Annotated in this window: 16 protein-coding genes; 6 read left to right on the forward strand and 10 right to left on the reverse strand. The window is 68.0% G+C overall.

Annotated elements, in window-relative coordinates:
- Nucleotides 1-2: 2 nt before the first annotated feature.
- Nucleotides 3-2,594, reverse strand: a complete 2,592-nt coding sequence (locus AB0F43_RS10480) for a GNAT family N-acetyltransferase (protein WP_360473533.1) — start codon at nt 2,592-2,594, stop codon at nt 3-5.
- Between the two features lie 89 nt (nt 2,595-2,683).
- On the opposite strand from AB0F43_RS10480, the gene AB0F43_RS10485 reads away from it, so the two are divergent.
- Together AB0F43_RS10485 and AB0F43_RS10490 are read left to right on the forward strand one after the other, a co-directional pair.
- Entirely contained in the window at nt 2,684-3,397 is a 714-nt protein-coding gene (locus AB0F43_RS10485; protein WP_360473535.1) for a siderophore-interacting protein, read from the forward strand.
- A 15-nt stretch (nt 3,398-3,412) separates the two neighbouring features.
- Nucleotides 3,413-3,865 (forward strand): GNAT family N-acetyltransferase, encoded by a 453-nt coding sequence (locus tag AB0F43_RS10490; RefSeq protein WP_360473537.1) that lies wholly within the window; start codon nt 3,413-3,415, stop codon nt 3,863-3,865.
- Here the strand turns inward: AB0F43_RS10490 and AB0F43_RS10495 are convergent.
- The 7 genes from AB0F43_RS10495 to AB0F43_RS10525 form a co-directional block, all read right to left on the reverse strand.
- A complete protein-coding gene (locus AB0F43_RS10495) occupies nt 3,849-4,466 on the reverse strand; it encodes a TMEM175 family protein (RefSeq protein ID WP_360473539.1) in 618 nt (205 codons plus the stop codon). The genes AB0F43_RS10490 and AB0F43_RS10495 overlap by 17 nt on opposite strands.
- 25 nt (nt 4,467-4,491) lie before the next feature.
- Nucleotides 4,492-5,991 (reverse strand): alpha-N-arabinofuranosidase, encoded by a 1,500-nt coding sequence (locus AB0F43_RS10500; protein ID WP_360473541.1) that lies wholly within the window; start codon nt 5,989-5,991, stop codon nt 4,492-4,494.
- A 32-nt stretch (nt 5,992-6,023) separates the two neighbouring features.
- A complete protein-coding gene (locus AB0F43_RS10505) occupies nt 6,024-7,001 on the reverse strand; it encodes an arabinan endo-1,5-alpha-L-arabinosidase (protein ID WP_360473543.1) in 978 nt (325 codons plus the stop codon).
- Nucleotides 6,998-7,867: a carbohydrate ABC transporter permease gene (locus AB0F43_RS10510; RefSeq protein WP_360473545.1), complete on the reverse strand. Its 870-nt coding sequence runs from the start codon at nt 7,865-7,867 to the stop codon at nt 6,998-7,000. The genes AB0F43_RS10505 and AB0F43_RS10510 overlap by 4 nt, the downstream gene beginning before the upstream one ends.
- Nucleotides 7,867-8,808, reverse strand: coding sequence for a sugar ABC transporter permease (locus tag AB0F43_RS10515; protein ID WP_360473547.1), 942 nt, complete (start codon nt 8,806-8,808; stop codon nt 7,867-7,869). Before AB0F43_RS10515 ends, AB0F43_RS10510 begins: the two co-directional genes overlap by 1 nt.
- Before the next feature lie 136 nt (nt 8,809-8,944).
- Entirely contained in the window at nt 8,945-10,225 is a 1,281-nt protein-coding gene (locus AB0F43_RS10520) for an extracellular solute-binding protein (protein ID WP_360473549.1), read from the reverse strand.
- Between the two features lie 178 nt (nt 10,226-10,403).
- Nucleotides 10,404-11,408 carry a LacI family DNA-binding transcriptional regulator gene (locus AB0F43_RS10525; RefSeq protein WP_360473550.1) on the reverse strand — a complete coding sequence of 335 codons (1,005 nt, stop codon included), beginning with the start codon at nt 11,406-11,408 and terminating at the stop codon, nt 10,404-10,406.
- Nucleotides 11,409-11,515: 107 nt separating this feature from the next.
- On the opposite strand from AB0F43_RS10525, the gene AB0F43_RS10530 reads away from it, so the two are divergent.
- A complete protein-coding gene (locus AB0F43_RS10530) occupies nt 11,516-12,016 on the forward strand; it encodes a MarR family winged helix-turn-helix transcriptional regulator (RefSeq protein ID WP_360473552.1) in 501 nt (166 codons plus the stop codon).
- Nucleotides 12,013-13,155: an MFS transporter gene (locus tag AB0F43_RS10535; RefSeq protein ID WP_360473554.1), complete on the forward strand. Its 1,143-nt coding sequence runs from the start codon at nt 12,013-12,015 to the stop codon at nt 13,153-13,155. Before AB0F43_RS10530 ends, AB0F43_RS10535 begins: the two co-directional genes overlap by 4 nt.
- Before the next feature lie 162 nt (nt 13,156-13,317).
- On the opposite strand, the gene AB0F43_RS10540 is transcribed toward AB0F43_RS10535, so the two are convergent.
- Nucleotides 13,318-13,521 (reverse strand): hypothetical protein, encoded by a 204-nt coding sequence (locus tag AB0F43_RS10540; RefSeq protein WP_360473556.1) that lies wholly within the window; start codon nt 13,519-13,521, stop codon nt 13,318-13,320.
- Nucleotides 13,522-13,594: 73 nt separating this feature from the next.
- Nucleotides 13,595-14,635 (reverse strand): aldo/keto reductase, encoded by a 1,041-nt coding sequence (locus AB0F43_RS10545; protein ID WP_360473558.1) that lies wholly within the window; start codon nt 14,633-14,635, stop codon nt 13,595-13,597.
- Between the two features lie 147 nt (nt 14,636-14,782).
- On the opposite strand from AB0F43_RS10545, the gene AB0F43_RS10550 reads away from it, so the two are divergent.
- Nucleotides 14,783-15,817, forward strand: coding sequence for an aminotransferase class V-fold PLP-dependent enzyme (locus AB0F43_RS10550; RefSeq protein ID WP_360473560.1), 1,035 nt, complete (start codon nt 14,783-14,785; stop codon nt 15,815-15,817).
- Between the two features lie 42 nt (nt 15,818-15,859).
- A complete protein-coding gene (locus AB0F43_RS10555) occupies nt 15,860-16,291 on the forward strand; it encodes a MerR family transcriptional regulator (RefSeq protein WP_360473562.1) in 432 nt (143 codons plus the stop codon).
- Nucleotides 16,292-16,448: the final 157 nt, after the last annotated feature.

Here is a 16,448-nt window from a genome sequence, read left to right on the forward strand (position 1 = left end):
TACTACTCCTGAAGGCTCAGGAAGCGCTCGCGGGTGAGGAAGGCCAGTTGGGCGGTTTTGGTGGTGCCGTCGGGGTGGGTGATCTTGGCTTCGGCGCCGAGGACGAAGCCGGTGCGGTGGAAGCGGTCGATGGCCCGGTCGTTGCGGAGGTCGGGTTCGACGACGACACGGGGGTGGCCGAGGTGGACGAAGATGAACTGGCCGACGACCCGGAGCAGGTTGCCGGTGAAGTTGGGCCGGGGGTCGCCGGGGGCGATCAGGAAGTGCAGGCCGATATCGCCGGCCTGGATGTCGTACACCGCGCCGACCGGATCGGCCTGCGGATCGTAGGTCTGCAACAAAGCGATCGGTACGTCGTCCAGATACACGACATACACGTGATGCGTCGGCACCGAATCGAGGAAGCGATAGATCCCGGCGATCTCGTCGCGGGACAAATCCCCCATCCCCCAGAAGGACGCACGCTCGGCCGTCACCCAACTGTGGATCAGGTCGAGGTCGCGGTCGGGATCGGCCTCGATGATCCGTACCGCGCCGAAGCCCGCCATCTCGCCGGCATAGCCGCGATCCTCGCGCGTGAGCGAAGACGCAACCGGGGCCAGTTCGCCGCGGAGCCAGAGCGGAAGCTGGTCGTGGTGATGCGCATCCCCGAGTACGCCGGACGCACCCAGCGGGACGACCCACCCACTCGCCGAACGGTCCGCGAGGTCAAAGGCATAACGCGCCGCCGAACCACGGACGCACACGTCGCTCAGACCGGGCAGACTCGACGTCGACATCACGCAATGGTGATCGCCGGACACCCCGAGGTCGAACGGTTCCTCGCCCGGCGCGAACACCGGACCACGCAACATGTGCAGCGGCGAGAGTTGATGGGTCTCACCCCACGGCGGTCGAGGCCCGCGCGCGGCAACCTCCTCGAGTGCCTCACGTGCCAGCCAACCCACGTTCACCTCCGTCAAGTCGGCAGCGAGAAGGTTCTCCAACGCGTACGACGTATGCGTGAGCGGATCCATCCACGGCACGAACACCTCGGGAACAGCAGCGTCTTCCAGGACGGCGAAGTGGTCGGCCAGCCGGGACACGAGCGCCTTGCGCACCGCGGCGTACGAGGATGCGGTGGTGCTCGCCGCATCCATCCGCCGGTCCCAGTCGAGCAATTCGGTGCGTAGGGCAACAGCCTCCGTGGAGAGATTGTCCAAGCCCGCAAGCACATCCAGCAGACTGGCTGCCGAGCCCAGATAGACATCGGTGTGGATCGTCGGCATCTCCTCGACCGACCAGCTCGGCCGCGCGGCCAGCAGTTCAGCGATCCGCCGGGACCGATGCGGTGCCGCGAACTCGACACCCAGTGGTGCCGCCAGCTCGCGAGCGTTCGCCATCACGGCCGGCCCGTCGACAGTTGCCCGAGGCATCGGCTCCCACGAGCCCTGCCACTGGTGATCCGCTTCCCATGCCGGTACGACGCGCAGCTTGTTCGAGTGGTGGCGAGTCGGGACCAGGCCGGCGGTCCGGTGAAGGAGGCCACCGGAAGTGTCGGCAGCCAGGACCACGTTGACCGGCTCCACCCACGTGTCCAGCGCAGCGTCGATATCGCCGACGGTGGTTGCCCGCAGCAACTTCGGCAGCACCTCGAAGCCCAGTCGCCCGGTGACCCGTGGTGGATACCTCAGGCTGACGGTCTGCTCGTCGTCGTCGATGATCACCGGTCCGCGGTCGGTCTCGATCACCTCGATCTGGATCGGATCCGCACCGGCCACCTCGACGACCTCGGAATGCACCGAGGCCGGCTTCCAGCCATCCGGACCGAGCGCCTCCACGACAGATCCGGTCCGCCGGAGCTGCTCGGCGTACAGGTCCTGGTAGTCCGACATCGCGTTGGTGATCGCCCAGGCGACCGTGCCGGTGTGGCCGAAGTGCGCGATCCCCGGGATTCCCGGTACGGCGAGACCGAGGACGTCGTACTCCGGGCAGGTCAGCCGGAGTTGCTGATAGATGCCCGGGCTCTCGATGAACCGGTGCGGGTCGCCGGCGATGATCGCCTGGCCCGAGGTGGTCAGCGAGCCGGGGATCATCCACCCGTTGCTCCCGGCCGTGCGTGGACCCTCCGAGGAGAACAGCTCGATCGCCTCGTCACCGAGGTGGCGGGCGACGTGCGTCCGCCACAGCTTCGACGGGAAACCGGCGAACAGGATGTGGACGGCGAGCCAGATCCCGAGCGGCGCCCACGGCTCCCACTCCTGCAACGTCAGTCCGGTCTCCGCGAACTCGGGCGCCCGGGCGGCTCCGATCGGCAGCGCGTGGTTGACGCCCTCGACGTAGGCCGTGATCCACTCGCGGGTCTCGTCGTCGAGCGCCTCGAAGCAGCGTTGCGCGGTGTCGGCGAGTCGTGCCTGCCGCGCGAGCACGTCCCAGGGCGCCGCTTCGGGTCCGAGGAAAGCTGCCGACGTCCCCAGGAAGCGGCGGCGCTCCAACTCGAGCTGCCAGGCGCGGTCCTGGGCGGCGTTGAGGCCTTGCAGGTAGACGAGCGCCAATGGGTCTCCAGCTTGCAGGTGCGGTACGCCGTACGCGTCCCGGAAGACCCGAGCGTTCACTACTGTCCTCGCTTCAGTTAGGTTAGGCTGGGCTAACTTACAAGTCAGGATTGTCGGCCGCAATGGCCCATTGTGCTGGAGGAATCGTCGTGGGGCGTGGCTGGGAACACGTGGTGCTCAAGCTGTTCCGCGGGAAGGACTTCATCTTCACCGTGACCGGTGCCGAACAGATCACTGAGCGCTACCGCCGGGTGCACTTCTCCGACGGTGGATTGCTCGAGGCAGTCGGCGTACGCCCGACGATGTGGGTGCGGTTGTGGTTCGAAAACGCGGGCAAGCCGCATCAGCGGGCGTACACGCTGGTCGACCCGGATCCCTCCAAGGGCACCTTCAGCCTCGAGTTCGCGCTGCACGACGGGTGCGCGAGCGACTGGTCCCGCAAGGCCGAGCCGGGGGACACGATCGAGGCGACCGTGCAGGGGACCGGGTTCGAGGCGCCGGACCCGCTGCCGGAGCGGATGCTGGTGATCGGCGACCCGGCCTCGCTGCCGGCGATCAACTCACTGCTCGCGGGCGCGCCGGAGCTGCCCGCGACCATCTGGTTCGAGACCACGGCTGACGTCGATCACGAACTGCCTTTCCGGATCGATCCGGAGCACCACGAACTGCGGACCGTTCCCCGCACGGAGCTGGTCGAGGGCGTGAAGGCCGAGCTGCCGAAGTTCATCGGCGACCCGGCCGGCGCCTGCGTCTGGATCGCCTGCGACACCGCCACCACCCGGGCGCTGTCGTCGTACGTCCAGAAGGATCTCGCCGTTCCGAAGCATCGGGTCAAAGCGCTCGGCTACTGGAAGGCAGCCTGACGTAATCTGGCCCGCGTGATCAGGCCCCTCGATGTCACCGACCGCGCCCTGGCCGAACGGCTGCTGGAGATCCAGCACCGCGCGTACGCCGTCGAGGCCGAGCTGATCGGCTTCGACGGCATCCCGCCACTCCAGGAGGACCTCGAGGGCCTGATGTCGTCCACCGAACACTGGCTCGGCCGGTACGACGCTGACGTCCTCGTCGGCGCGGTCGCCTATGAGTTCCCCGACGACGCAACGGTCGACATCACCCGCCTGATCGTCGACCCGGCGAACGCCCGTCGCGGCCACGGTCGCGCGCTCCTCGATCACCTCGACACCGTGGAACCCCGCCAGACCAGCGTCGTCTCGACGGGGACCGCCAACACCCCGGCCGTCAACCTCTACAAGTCCCGCGGCTACCGCGAGAGCGGTCGCCTCGAGATCGCCCCGGGCATCACCGTGACCCACTTCAAGCGCGAGTCCTGAGCTGCTCGAAGCCGTAGTACAGGGCGAGCAGGAACTGCACGAGCAAGGTGACCGGCGCGGAGACGAACGACAGCCCGATACAGGCCGCGTAGAACGCCGTACCGACGGAATAGCGCAGCACCGACGCCCGCTGCTGGGACGGCGTCAGCTGGTGGTCGACCAGATGGCTACGCAACACATGCCACCAGATCAGGCTGAAGGCGATCGCCGCGAGGGTGAGGTTCGTGCTGTAGACCGCCGCCGCGACGTGCGCGTCGATCGTGTCGTCGCGCAGGTACTCGGCGAACAGACTGGTCGGGAACGGCAGCAAGGCGGTCCACAGCAGCAACAACAGGTTGAGGAACATCAGCCCGCGATCGGCCCGCTGGATCTGCCGGAACATCGAGTGGTGGTTGACCCACATGATGCCGAGGATCGCGAAGCTGGTCAGGTACGCGCCGAACTGCGGCCACTCCTTGACCAGGGCCGGCCACAACCGCTCACCCGGCTCGGTCTCGGGGATGTGCAGCTCGAGGACGAGCAAGGTGATCGCGATCGCGAAGACCCCGTCGCTGAAGGCCTCGATCCTCGAGGTCTCGGCGAGGTCAGACTGGGTGGCCACAGCCACCCAGTCTGGCACCGCACTGTCAGTCGGTCGACAGGCTGAGGGCGGCCCAGCTGATCGCCGGGAGGGTGATGGTCAGCTTGCCGTCCTCCAGCTTGGCCTCGGCCGGCTGGGGGGTGACGCGGTCGGGGTGGTCCGCCGAGTTCGTGGCCAGACCGTCTTCGTCGTGCACGATCAAGGCTTCGGCGACGGTGGTGACCCCGGCGCGGCTGACGTCGACGGTGACCTCGACCGGGCCCTCGGTCGACCGGTTGACCAGGAACACCGACAGCTTGCCCTCGTCGTACGTCGCCACCGCGTCGACCGCCGTGATGTCGCCGTACTTGGTGGTGCTGACCGTCGGCGAGTCGGTCTCCAGCCGCAGGACCTGACCGGCCGCGAGCCGGGACGTGATCGCGAACGGGTGGAAGGTGGGCTGCCGCCAGGCCGGGCCGCCGCGCTCGGTCATGATCGGCGCGATCACGTTCGCCAGCTGGGCCAGGCAGGCGACGCCGACCCGGTCGCTGTGCCGCAGCAGCGAGATCAGCAGGTTGCCGACGACAACGGCATCGGTGACGTTGTACTCGTCCTCGATGCGTCGCGGTGCGACCTCCCAGCCGTCCCCGGCCTCGTCGGTGCGCTGGGACCGCTTGCCGTACCAGACGTTCCACTCGTCGAAGGAGATGTCGATCTTCTTCGTGCTCTTCTTCTCCGCGCCGACGGCGTCCGCGGTCGCCACCACCGCCTCGATGAAGCGGTCCATGTTGACGGCCGAGCCCAGGAACGACGCGGTGTCGCCGTCGTCGTTGCCGTAGTACGCGTGACAGGAGATGTAATCGACGAAGTCGTACGTCTCCCGCAGGACGGTCTGCTCCCAGCTGCCGAAGGTCGGCATCGCCGACGAGGACGATCCGCACGCGACCAGCTGCAGGTCGGACTCGATCATCCGCATCGCCCGCGCGGTCTCGGCGGCCAGGCGCCCGTACTCCTCCGCCGTCTTGTGCCCGATCTGCCAGGGCCCGTCCATCTCGTTGCCCAGGCACCACAGCTTGATTCCGTACGGCGATGCGCCGTGCTGCTCGCGCAGGTCGGACAAGGCGGTGCCGCCGGGGTGGTTGGCGTACTCCTGCAGGTCGAGCGCCTCCTGAACGCCACGGGTGCCGAGGTTGATCGCCATCATCGGCTCGACCCCGGCCTTGGCGCACCAGCGGATGAACTCGTCCAGGCCGAACTCGTTCGTCTCGACGCTGTGCCAGGCCAGGTCGAGCCGGCGCGGCCGGCCCTCACGCGGGCCGACGCCGTCCTCCCAGCGGTAACCGGAGACGAAGTTGCCGCCGGGGTAGCGGACCACCGACACCCCGAGCTCGCGGGTCAGCTCGAGGACGTCCTTGCGGAAGCCGTCCTCGTCCGCGGTGGCGTGGCCGGGCTCGTAGATGCCGGTGTAGACACACCGGCCCATGTGCTCGACGAACGTCCCGAAGGTACGCCGATTCACGGGCGCGATCGTGAACGCGGGGTCGAGGTTGATGTTGGCAGCGGGCACCAGGTTGCTCCTGTCGTGACGAATTGCTGGGTTCAGGTGATCCGGGGCCAGCCGTCCGGCCCCCAGTGGATCCGCCGCAGGCCGAGGCGGAAGTCGCCACCGGCATCGACGTCGTAGTAGTGATGGGCCAGCCAGCCGTCGTACACGGACTGGCCGCCGGGACCGGCCATCGAGCCGGAACCGGACAGGATCACCGTGCCGCCTCCTTGCAGCAGCGGCGTGCCGAGCCGGTCGACGTACGGACCGGTGACGGCGCGCGAACGGCCGACCGCGATCTTGTACGTGCTGTCCGAGCCACGGCAGCAGAAGTCGAACGAGACGAACAGGTAGTACCAGTCGCCGCGCCGGACGATGTACGGCGCCTCGATCGCGTTGGGCGGGACGCGCCGGTCGGCCAGCCGGAGCGGTTCGCCCTGACCGGGGACGGCCAGCCCGGACGGCCACTGCAGCCTGACCATCCGGATGCCGCTCCAGAACGACCCGAACGCCATCCACGGCGTCCCCGCGCGATCCACCACGACACCGGGGTCGATCGCGTTGTAGTCGTCGGTCGGCACCGAGCGGTGCACCAGACCCCGGTCGACCCAGCGGTACGACGGATCACCGGGATCCAAGGTGGTGTTGGTCGCCAGCGCGATCACCGATCGGTTCGAGCCGAAGGTGGAGGCGGAGTAGTAGAGGTAGTAGGTGCCGTCGTGCTCGATCACCTCGGGAGCCCAGAGGTTCGACACCCCCGGGACCTCTGTCTGCAGCCATCCGGGGATGGCGTCGAAGACGGTGCCGGCTGTGGTCCAGTGCCGTCCGTCCGACGATCGCCGTACCTGAATGGTGCCGCCGGCAACGGCCGGGTCGCCGGTCGAGAAGACGTACCACGTCCGGCCGGCTTTGATCAGCGCCGGGTCGTGCGTGCGCAGGTCGCCGCTCAGCGCGGGTGAATCCTTCGGTGTGGCGCCCGCGGTGGAGCTGAGGACGAGGAGCACGGCCGCGGCCAGCGCGGCGAGGCGCCTCATCCCTTGATCCCGGCGTCGCCGACGCCGCGGACGACGTGCCGCTGGAACAGGGCGTAGACGATCAGCAGCGGGAGCCCGCCGAGGACCGCCGAGGCCATGATCTGGGCGTAGCGCAGGCCGTACGAGCCCTGCACGTTGGCGAGCCCGACCGGAATCGTCATCATCGACGGGTCGGTGGTGACGATGAACGGCCAGAGGAAGTTGTTCCAGGCCCCGATGAAGGTGAAGATGCCGACGGCAACGAGAATCGGCCGCGACATCGGCACCATCACGCTCCAGACGATCCGCCACCGGGTCGCGCCGTCCACCCGGGCGGCGTCCTCGTAGTCGCGGGAGATGCCGTCGAAGAACTTCTTCAGCACGAACACCATCACCGGCGCGACCACCTGCGGCAGCACGATGCCCCAGTAGGTGTCGACCAGGCCGAGCCCGGTCATCTCCTGGAACAGCGGCACGATCAGCACCTGCGGCGGGACCAGGATGCCCGCGATCATCAACGCGAACAGCGCCCGCCGGCCGGGGAAGTCGGTCCGGGAGAACCCGTACGCCGCCAGCACCGAGACCAGCAGGGTCAGTGCCGTCACCAGCACCGACACGATCGTGCTGTTCAGGAACCAGCGGATCAGGTCACCCTGGTCGATCACACTCTGGTACGCGCCGAGGGTCGGTGCTTCAGGCAACCAGGTGATCGGCGCCCGGGTGGTTTCCGGCTCGGGTTTGAGTGAGGTGTCCAGGGCCCAGAGCAACGGCACCAGCCAGACCAGGGCGAGGATCACCGCCCCGACGACGCTCGCCACCTTGGGGAAGCTCCAGCGGGGCTCGACCGGGCCGGACCTTGTTGCCGCGGGAATGGTAGCGGTCGCCATCACACGCCCTCCTTCCGGCCGGAGAACAGTTTGAACTGCAGTACCGAGACGATCACGATGATCGCGAAGAACATGTACGAGATCGCCGACGCGTAACCGATCCGGTAGTTGGTGAAGCCGTTCTGGTAGATGTACTGGATGATCGGCCGGGTCGCGTAGTTCGGGCCGCCGTTGGTCATCAGGTAGATCTGGTCGAAGATCTTCAGCGACGCCACCAGTTGCAGGACGATGATCAGCCCGGTGGTCCGGCTGAGCAGCGGCAGCGTGATCCGGAACAGCTTCTGCCGCCCGTTCGCGCCGTCGATCGCGGCCGCCTCGTAGACCTGGGCCGGAATCCCTTGCAGGGCGGCCAGATAGAGCAGGAAGTTGAACCCGACGGTCCACCAGACGGTCGTGATCACCACTGCCAGCATCGCCCGGTTGTCGGTGTTCAGCCAGTCGATCTCGGCGAACCCGCCGGCCGTCAGCAGACCGTTCACCAGGCCGAACCCGGGCTGGTAGATCCACACCCAGATCAGGGTCACGACGGTCGCGGGCAACACGAACGGAGCGAAGTACGAGAACCGCAGCAGCCAGCCGAGCAGACCTCTACGGTTGGCGAGCAAGGCCATCACGAGCGCGATGATCACCAGGGGCGGAGTGCTCATCGCGGTGAAGACGAGGGTGTTCTTCAGCGACGACCAGACGGCCGGGTCGCCGAACATCTCCCGCCAGTTCTGCAAGCCGAGGAACTCCTGCTGCACTCCGGCGAGACTGGCGTTGAAGAAACTGTTCCAGAGGCCGGAAAGTGTCGGCCAGACCAGGAAGACCGCGAACAGCAGCAGGAACGGCGCGACGAAGAACAGTCCCGCCCAACGTTCCTTCCACGGCTGCCCGGTCTCCGGTTTCACCGCGGTGGACGGCGTACCAGGTGTTACGCGAGGTGGTGTCTGCACGGTCATGGGGCCTCCCGGCCTGGACTGAGGAGCGCAGGGAGCGCAGCGACTGGAGTGACGAGGGAAGGCCGGGAGCCAACGCCCCAGGACCACGCCGGTGCCGGAGGCCCGGCCAAAAGCAGAGCCATGGGTTGACCTCCTTTCAGACCGGGGACGGGGTGTCGAGCAGCGTCTGGGTGGCGGCCTTGAACTGCGCGAGCGCGGCCTTCGGCGTCGCCTGGCCGGAGAACACACCGCTGAAGGCGGCGCCGGCCTCGTTCTGCAGCTGGGCGCCGGAGCCGCTGAACCACGCGTCCGGGTCGTACAGCACGTCCGGGGCGACACTGCGGTACTCCGCCTGCGGCTTCAGGTTCAGGTAGTCCTGGCTCTTCACCACCGGCTGGTACGCCGGAATGTGGCCGCCTGCGGCCCAGTCCGCGCTGTGCTTGAGCATCCAGGCGATGTACTCGATCGTCGCCTTCGTGTCGTCGTCGTTCCGGTTCGACTGGTGCGGCAACACGAACGTGTGCGCGTCACCGGCGTACTTCGGTACGTCGTACACGACCGGGAACGGCGCCATGCTGAACGGCATCTTCGCGGTCTGGTACGTCGTCACCTCCCACTCCCCGTTGAAACTCAGGCCCGCGTCACCGTTGGTGAACTGGGCGACCAGGGCCGGGTAGTTCGACGACTTCGGGGTGAGCCCGTCGGCGGCGAGTTTCGCCATCAGTTCAAGGGCTTCCAGCGCCTTGGCGTCGTCGAGCACCAGTTGCTTGCCGTCGTCGCTGAAGAACTTCCCCTCGAGCTGTCCGTAGAGGGTCCACCACAGCCGCCACGGGTTCGTGGTCTCGACCGAGGCGCCGAACTTGCCGGTGGTCTCCTTGACCGCTTTGAGCATGTCGAGGAACGCGTCCACACCTTTGACCGGCTTGATCCTGCCGTCCGGTCCGAGCAGTCCGGCCTTCTGGCAGATCTCGGTGTTGTAGTAGAGGACGAACGGGTGCTGGTCCAGCGGTACGGCGTACAGCTTCCCGTCGACCACGCAGCGGTTCCAGGTCGCGGGCAGGAAGTCCTCCTCGCGAATGCCGGCCTCGTTCAGCAGGTCGACCGGGATCGGGTCGAGCATGGTGCTCGGGCTGAAACCCTTCAGCCGGGACAAGTGAAGGGTTGCCACCTCGGGCGCCCGGCCGCCGGCCGCGGACATCGCCAGCTTGGTGTAGAACGGCGGGCCCCAGGCCAGGGTGTGCGCCTCGAACCGGACGTCCGGGTGCTCGGCGACGTACTGCTGATGGATCTGCAGCAGGCGGGCGCCGTCGCCACCGCCGAACAGGTTCCATTCTCGGACTCGCGGTTTGGCGCCCAGGCTGCCGCAGCCGCTGAGGGCGAGTGCGCCGACCAGTCCACCCAGGACTGTTCGGCGAGACAGGGTTGGGGGTTCAAGCATCTGCGTGTCCTCCTGGCGGGGGTGGAGCACGAATTCGGGCGTGCGTGACCGCCGCGCCGACCCCAGGTATGGGCGTCCGGCGCATGCTTTTACATCGGTGTACTACATCGGTGAAGAGATGATGCCCGGGTGGTCCGCGACGGTCAACCCTTCAGGGCCGGTGGCTTTGTGTGACCGGTCAGCCGACGGTGGATTCGCGCACGTGCAGCTCGTACGGCGCGACGATCTCCTCGTGCTCGAAGTCGTCGCCGGCCATCCGCTTGACCAGCAGCTCGACCGCTTTCCGGGCGATCTGCGCCCGGCCGGGATCGACCGTGGTCAGCGTGGGGGTGCTGTACTTCGTCTCGTCGATGTTGTCGAAGCCCGCCACCGCTACGTCGTCCGGAATCCGGTACCCGTTCCGGGTCAGCACCCGGACGGCACCGAGCGCGAGCGTGTCGTTCAGGCCCAGTACGGCGTCGAACGTGGCCCCGGAGGCGAGCAGCCGCTCCATCGCCTCGGCTCCGGTCGACCGGTGCCACCTCCCGGCGGGCAGCGCGAGCTCCTCCGGCACCGGTACGTCGTGCTCGGCGAGGCTGGCCGCATACGCGCCGTACCGGATGGCGGCGGTGCCGACCTTCTCGTCCGGGTGGACGCCGAGGACCGCGATCCGGCGACGGCCGAGCTGCAGCAGGTGGTCGACGGCGGCCTTGGTGCCGGCCACGTTGTCGATCATCACGTGGTCGACCGGGCTGTGAAAGATGCGCTCGCCGAGCAGCACCATCGGCGTGTTCGTGGTGAGCTGGCCGATGTCTTCCTGACCGAGGCCGAGCGGGCTGTAGAGCAGTCCGTCGACCAGGTGGCCGCGGGGCCGGTTGAGCACGGTCAGCTCGCGGTCACGGTCCGCGCCGGTCTGCTCGATCATCACGGTCAGGCCGTGCTGGTCGGCCGCCTCGATCACCGCGTCGGCGAGCTCGCCGAAGTACGGCAGGCTGAGCTCGGGGACGGCGAGGCCGATGATGCCGGTCCGGCCGGACTTGAGGTTGCGGGCCGAGATGTTCAGCTGGTAACCGAGGGCATCGATCGAGGCGAGCACCTTGATCCGGGTCTCCTCGCGGATGTACGGGTAGCCGTTCATCACGTTCGACACCGTCTTCGGCGACACCCCGGCGTGCCGGGCCACATCCCGCATCGTCACTGCCACGGCGTCACCTCCTGGGTCACCGGTCCCGAGTTCCACACACACCGTAATGCACGCGGACGACACGCCCGGGCTGGCGCAAATATATGAGCGAGTCATATGACTGAATCATGTCTGAGTCGAATGTCTGGGCCGCCTGGACCCTGCGAAGTCACGACGCGCTCTCGGCGGCGCTCACCGCGACGGCGCCGCCGGGCCTCACCTTGCGCGACCTCGCGGCGCTGACCCTGATCGCCAGCCACGACGGCTGCTCGGCCGACTGGTTGTGGAACCGGATCGGCCTCACCCAGTCCGGCACCGTCCGCCTGATCGACCGCCTGGAAAGACTCGGGTACGTCGTCCGCGCCCGTCGCGGCCGGGTTCTCGAACTCGGCCTGACCACAGCCGGTACGGAACTCCTCGAGACCTGGAACGCCGCCCGGGACCAGGCCGGCCGCGAGGTGCTGGGCGGATTGACGCCCGCCGAGCGACGCCGGTTCAACGACCTGCTGGCCACTTCGTTGCGGCGAACCGCTCGCGCGCGGTCCGAGGCCGACACGACCTGCCGGCTCTGCAACTGGCCAGTCTGCACCGAGTGCCCGGTGGACGAGTCGGTGGGCAAGTCTTCATGACCCGCAAGCCACTCGTCAGCCTGGCGGCCGCCTGGACGCTCGCCTCGACGGCTGACAGTTTCCTGCTGTTCGTGCTGCTCTGGATCGCCGAGCCGCAAGGCTGGTCGGGTGCTCAGACCGCCTTGCTGATCGTGGCAATCCGCTTGCCCACAGTGGCCGGTGGCATTGTCGGTGGTCGGGCGGTGGATCGCTTCGGGCCGGTGCGGATGATGATCCTCGACGCCATCGTCCGCGCCGTACTCATGGCCGCGCTGGTGGTGGCCGGGTGGCAGCAACAGTTCTCGATCTGGATCGTGCTCGGTCTTTGTGCGGTGGCGGGGGCGACGACACCGCTGAGCTACGCGGCCGCCCGGACGTTGGTGCCGCGACTCGTGGATGACGACCTGTTGCCCAGGGCAAATGCCTTGCTGGGGTTGGGTGATCAGTTGCCGATGCTGCTCGGTGCCGCGGCGGCTGGTCCGGCGATCGCCCTGCTCGGGCCCGGGCGTGCCTTTCTGGTGCCACTCGCGCTGTTGCTCGGCGTTGTCGCGATCGCCGTACGGCTGCCTCGTCGTACCGGCGTACGTCGATCCGCCGAGGCCCGGAGCGGTTGGGCGTCGGGTCGGGTGGTCGGGCTGATCGGTTTGTCGGTGGCGTACTACTTCACGTACGGGCCGTTCGACACCGTGCTGCCGTACTTCACCCGGGAGCAGTTGCACAGCGGGGTTGGTGGTTACACGCTCCTCTGGGTTCTGTTCGGAGCGGCCGCGCTGGCCACCTTGCCGCTGGCACCTTGGCTGGCGGGGCGGCGGCCTGGCCTGGTGAACGCCGGTGGCGCGATCGTGTGGGGACTCGTCACCTTGCCGATCGTGCTCACCGACAGTCTGCCGCCCGCCGCCGCGATCTTCCTTCTCTCGGGCGCGGTCTGGGGGCCGTACTCCGCGATCGAGGCGACCGCACTGCAACGCTGGGCGGATCCGGCCAGCCACGGTGCGATGTTCGGCACCCAACGTGCCTTGCTGTCGATCGCGTTCCCGCTCGGCGCCGCGGTGGGTGCCCTCGCCGTCGATCACGTACCGCCGGCGACGATCCTCGCCGTCTCCGCACTGAGTTGCACCGTGGCCGGCGCGGTGGCGCTGGGTCCGCTGTGCCGCGGCTAGGCCGTGTCTGACGGTCCCTCGCCTACTGCGCGGCACTCGGCACGGCACCTCGCCGCACTGGAGCAAAGGCCACGATGGAACCACATCGAGACCTTCGCTCCAGCACGCCGAGCTACCGCACCGAGCACCTGCTCGCTACGGCCCTGGACCGTCAGACACGGCCTAGACGCCGTACGGCGGACGGTTCAGCGGCAGGATCGGGATGCCGAGCTGGAGCGCCTTGTTCAGAACCGCCGGTTCCGGGCGGCCGAGGCGCATTCCTATCACCGAGGGTGGCAGGTTGTCGGCGGCCAGCTCCTTCAGTTTGCGTAGTTCCTTCGCTGTCCAGGGCTCCGCGGCGTTGCGGATGGACTGCGGCAATGCCATTGTCCTCACTCTTCTCTCGGTTCCGATCTCCTTCCCGGTGCCCGATCCGCACCGTTTGAAAAGTCCTCAGGGGTCAGCGGTCGGCCGGGGGGCGCCGACGGAGGGTGGGGGTGGTGAGGGAGGGGGGTTGCCAGGCGCCGTCCGGGTGGTAGAGGTCTGTGCCCGGCGGGACGATTTCGTCGATGCGGTCGAGGGTGGCATCGTCCAGCGTCAGGTCGGCGCCCTTCAGCAGGCCGTCCAGCTGCTCCATCGTGCGTGGCCCGCTGATCACTGACGTGACCGCCGGGTGGGTGGTGACGAACGCCAGGGCCAGCTCCGGCAGTGTGCACCCGATGCCCTCGGCAACCTCGATCAGTTGCTCGACCGCGTCGAACTTCGCCGCGTTGCCCGGGATCGTCGGATCGAAGCGGAACGGCGTGAGCGCGGCCCGTCCGGTGGTCAGGTCGACCGGCTGGTCCTTGCGCACCCTGCCGGACAGGAACCCCGACGCCAGCGGACTCCAGGTCAGCACCCCCATGCCCAGCCGATGCGTCGTCGGCAGCAGCGACCGCTCGATGCCCCGGCTGATCAGCGAGTACGGCGGTTGCTCGGTCCGGAACTTCCCGTAACCACGCCGTTCCGCGACGTGGTACGCGTTCACGATGTCTTCGGCCGGGAACGTCGAGCTGCCGAACGCCCGGATCTTCCCCTGGCTGACCAGATCGGTCAGCACCCACAGCGTCTCCTCGATGTCGGTGCTGTAGTCGGGCCGGTGGATCTGGTACAGGTCGATCCAGTCGGTGTCGAGCCGGCGCAGGCTGTTCTCCACCTCCTGGACGATCCACCGCCGCGAGTTCCCGCCGCGGTTGCGCCCCTCACCCATCGGGAAGTGCACCTTGGTCGCCAGTACGACGTCGTCCCGGCGGCCCTTGAGCGCCTTGCCGACGATCTCCTCGGACTCGCCGCGGGAGTACATGTCCGCGGTGTCGACGAAATTGATGCCCTGGTCGAGGGCGGCGTGGATGATACGGACACTGTCCTCGTGGTCGGGGTTGCCGACCGCACCGAACATCATCGTCCCGAGGCAGTGTGCACTGACCTCGATCCCCGTCCCACCCAGCGTGCGATAACGCATCTGCAACTCCTTAGCCCTATCTGATGCCCGCAACGCTAGAAGCTAGAGCGCTATCTAGGTCAAGCCGCACCTTGAGAACCCACCAACCATTTCGCGGGCCGAAAAGTGGTTGGTGGGTTCTCAAGGTGGGGTGCGTAGGGTGGGGGCGTGGAGTTCGACGGGTTGTGGGATCCGGAGCCGGGCTGGCTGAACACGGCGTCGTACGGGTTGCCGCCGCGTCCCGCCTGGGAGGCGCTGCAGGCCGCGCTGTCCGACTGGCGGGTCGGCGCGACCAGTTGGGAGCCGTGGGACGAGTCGACCACGCGCAGCCGGGAGTCGTTCGCGCGGCTGGTCGGTGCAGATGCGGCCGATGTGTTCGTGGGCAGCACCGTCTCGGCCGCGCTGGCGCCGATCGCGAGCGCGTTGCCCGCCGGTGCGACCGTGCTGACCGACGATGTCGAGTTCACCTCGAACGTCTTCCCGTGGAAGGTGCACGAGGACCGTGGCGTCGAGCTGGTCGCCGTACCGGGTGATCAACTCGTCGCGGCGATCCGGCCCGGGGTCGACGTGGTCGCGGTCAGCGCGGTCCAGTCGTCGACCGGCGCCGTCCTCGACCTGCCCGCAGTCGTTGCCGCCAGCAAGGAAGTCGGCGCGCTGGTGGTCATCGACGCGAGCCAGGCACTCGGCTGGCTGCCGCTCAGCGTCGATGGAATCGACGCGCTCGTCGCCCACACCTACAAGTGGCTGATGTCACCGCGCGGCGCGACGCTCGGCTACCTCTCGCCGCGACTCCAGGAGCTTTGCCGCCCGTTGGCCGCCGGGTGGTACGCCGGCCAGAACGTGCACGGCTCGTACTACGGGTCCCGGATGGAGCTCGCTGAGAGCGCCCGCAGGTTCGACCAGTCGCCGTCGTGGTTCTGCTACGTCGGCGCGGCACCGGCGCTCGAGCTGGTCGAGCAGATCGGCGTCGAGACGATCAACCGCCATAACCTCGAGTTGGCGAACGAGTTCCGCACCGGCCTCGGCCTGCCGCCGTCCAACTCGGCGATCGTCAGCACCTCACTCGCCGGAGCGGAGGACGCGTTCGCCGCCGCGGGCATCCGCGCGGCCGTCCGCGGCGGGAGGTTGCGGGCGTCTTTCCACCTCTACACCACGCGCGCCGACGTACATCAGGCCCTCACCGCGCTCAAGCCGCTGCTGTAAAAGAGCTAGAGGGTGGTCTAGCTGTGGGCTAAGGTGCCGCCTATGACCACGGGACTGAGCATCGGACAGGTGGCGGAGCGGACCGGGCTGAGCGTGCACGCCCTCCGGTTCTACGAGCGCGAGGGCTTGCTCGCGGATCCGGTACGGCGGGAGTCGAACGGCCGCCGTGTCTACACCGAGGACGACGTCGAGTGGCTCGACATGTGCATCAAGTTCCGCTCGTCCGGGATGCCACTGGACACGATCCGCAAGTACGCCGACCTGGTCCGCCAGGGCCCCGGCAACGAGCAGGACCGGCTCGCGCTGCTGCGCAGCCACGAAGACCACGTCACCGCCCAGATCCAGGAACTCGCCGAGTGCCTGAGCGTCATCAGCCACAAGGTCGACTGCTACAGCCAGCACCTCGCCGCCGGCACCGCCGACTGCCTCTGGGGCGCCCCCTCCACCACCACCAACACCTCCGCCGCCTCCTGAGGTGGCCTAGGCGGTGTCTGACGGTTCCCCGCCTACTGCGCGGCACTCGGCACGGCATCTCGCCGCACTGGAGCAAAGGCCACGATGGATCCGCATCGAGACCTTCGCTCCAGCACGCCGAGCTACCGCACCGAGCACCTGCTCGCTACGGCGCTGA

Source organism: Kribbella sp. NPDC023972 (genome assembly GCF_040639075.1).
Lineage (GTDB): Bacteria > Actinomycetota > Actinomycetes > Propionibacteriales > Kribbellaceae > Kribbella.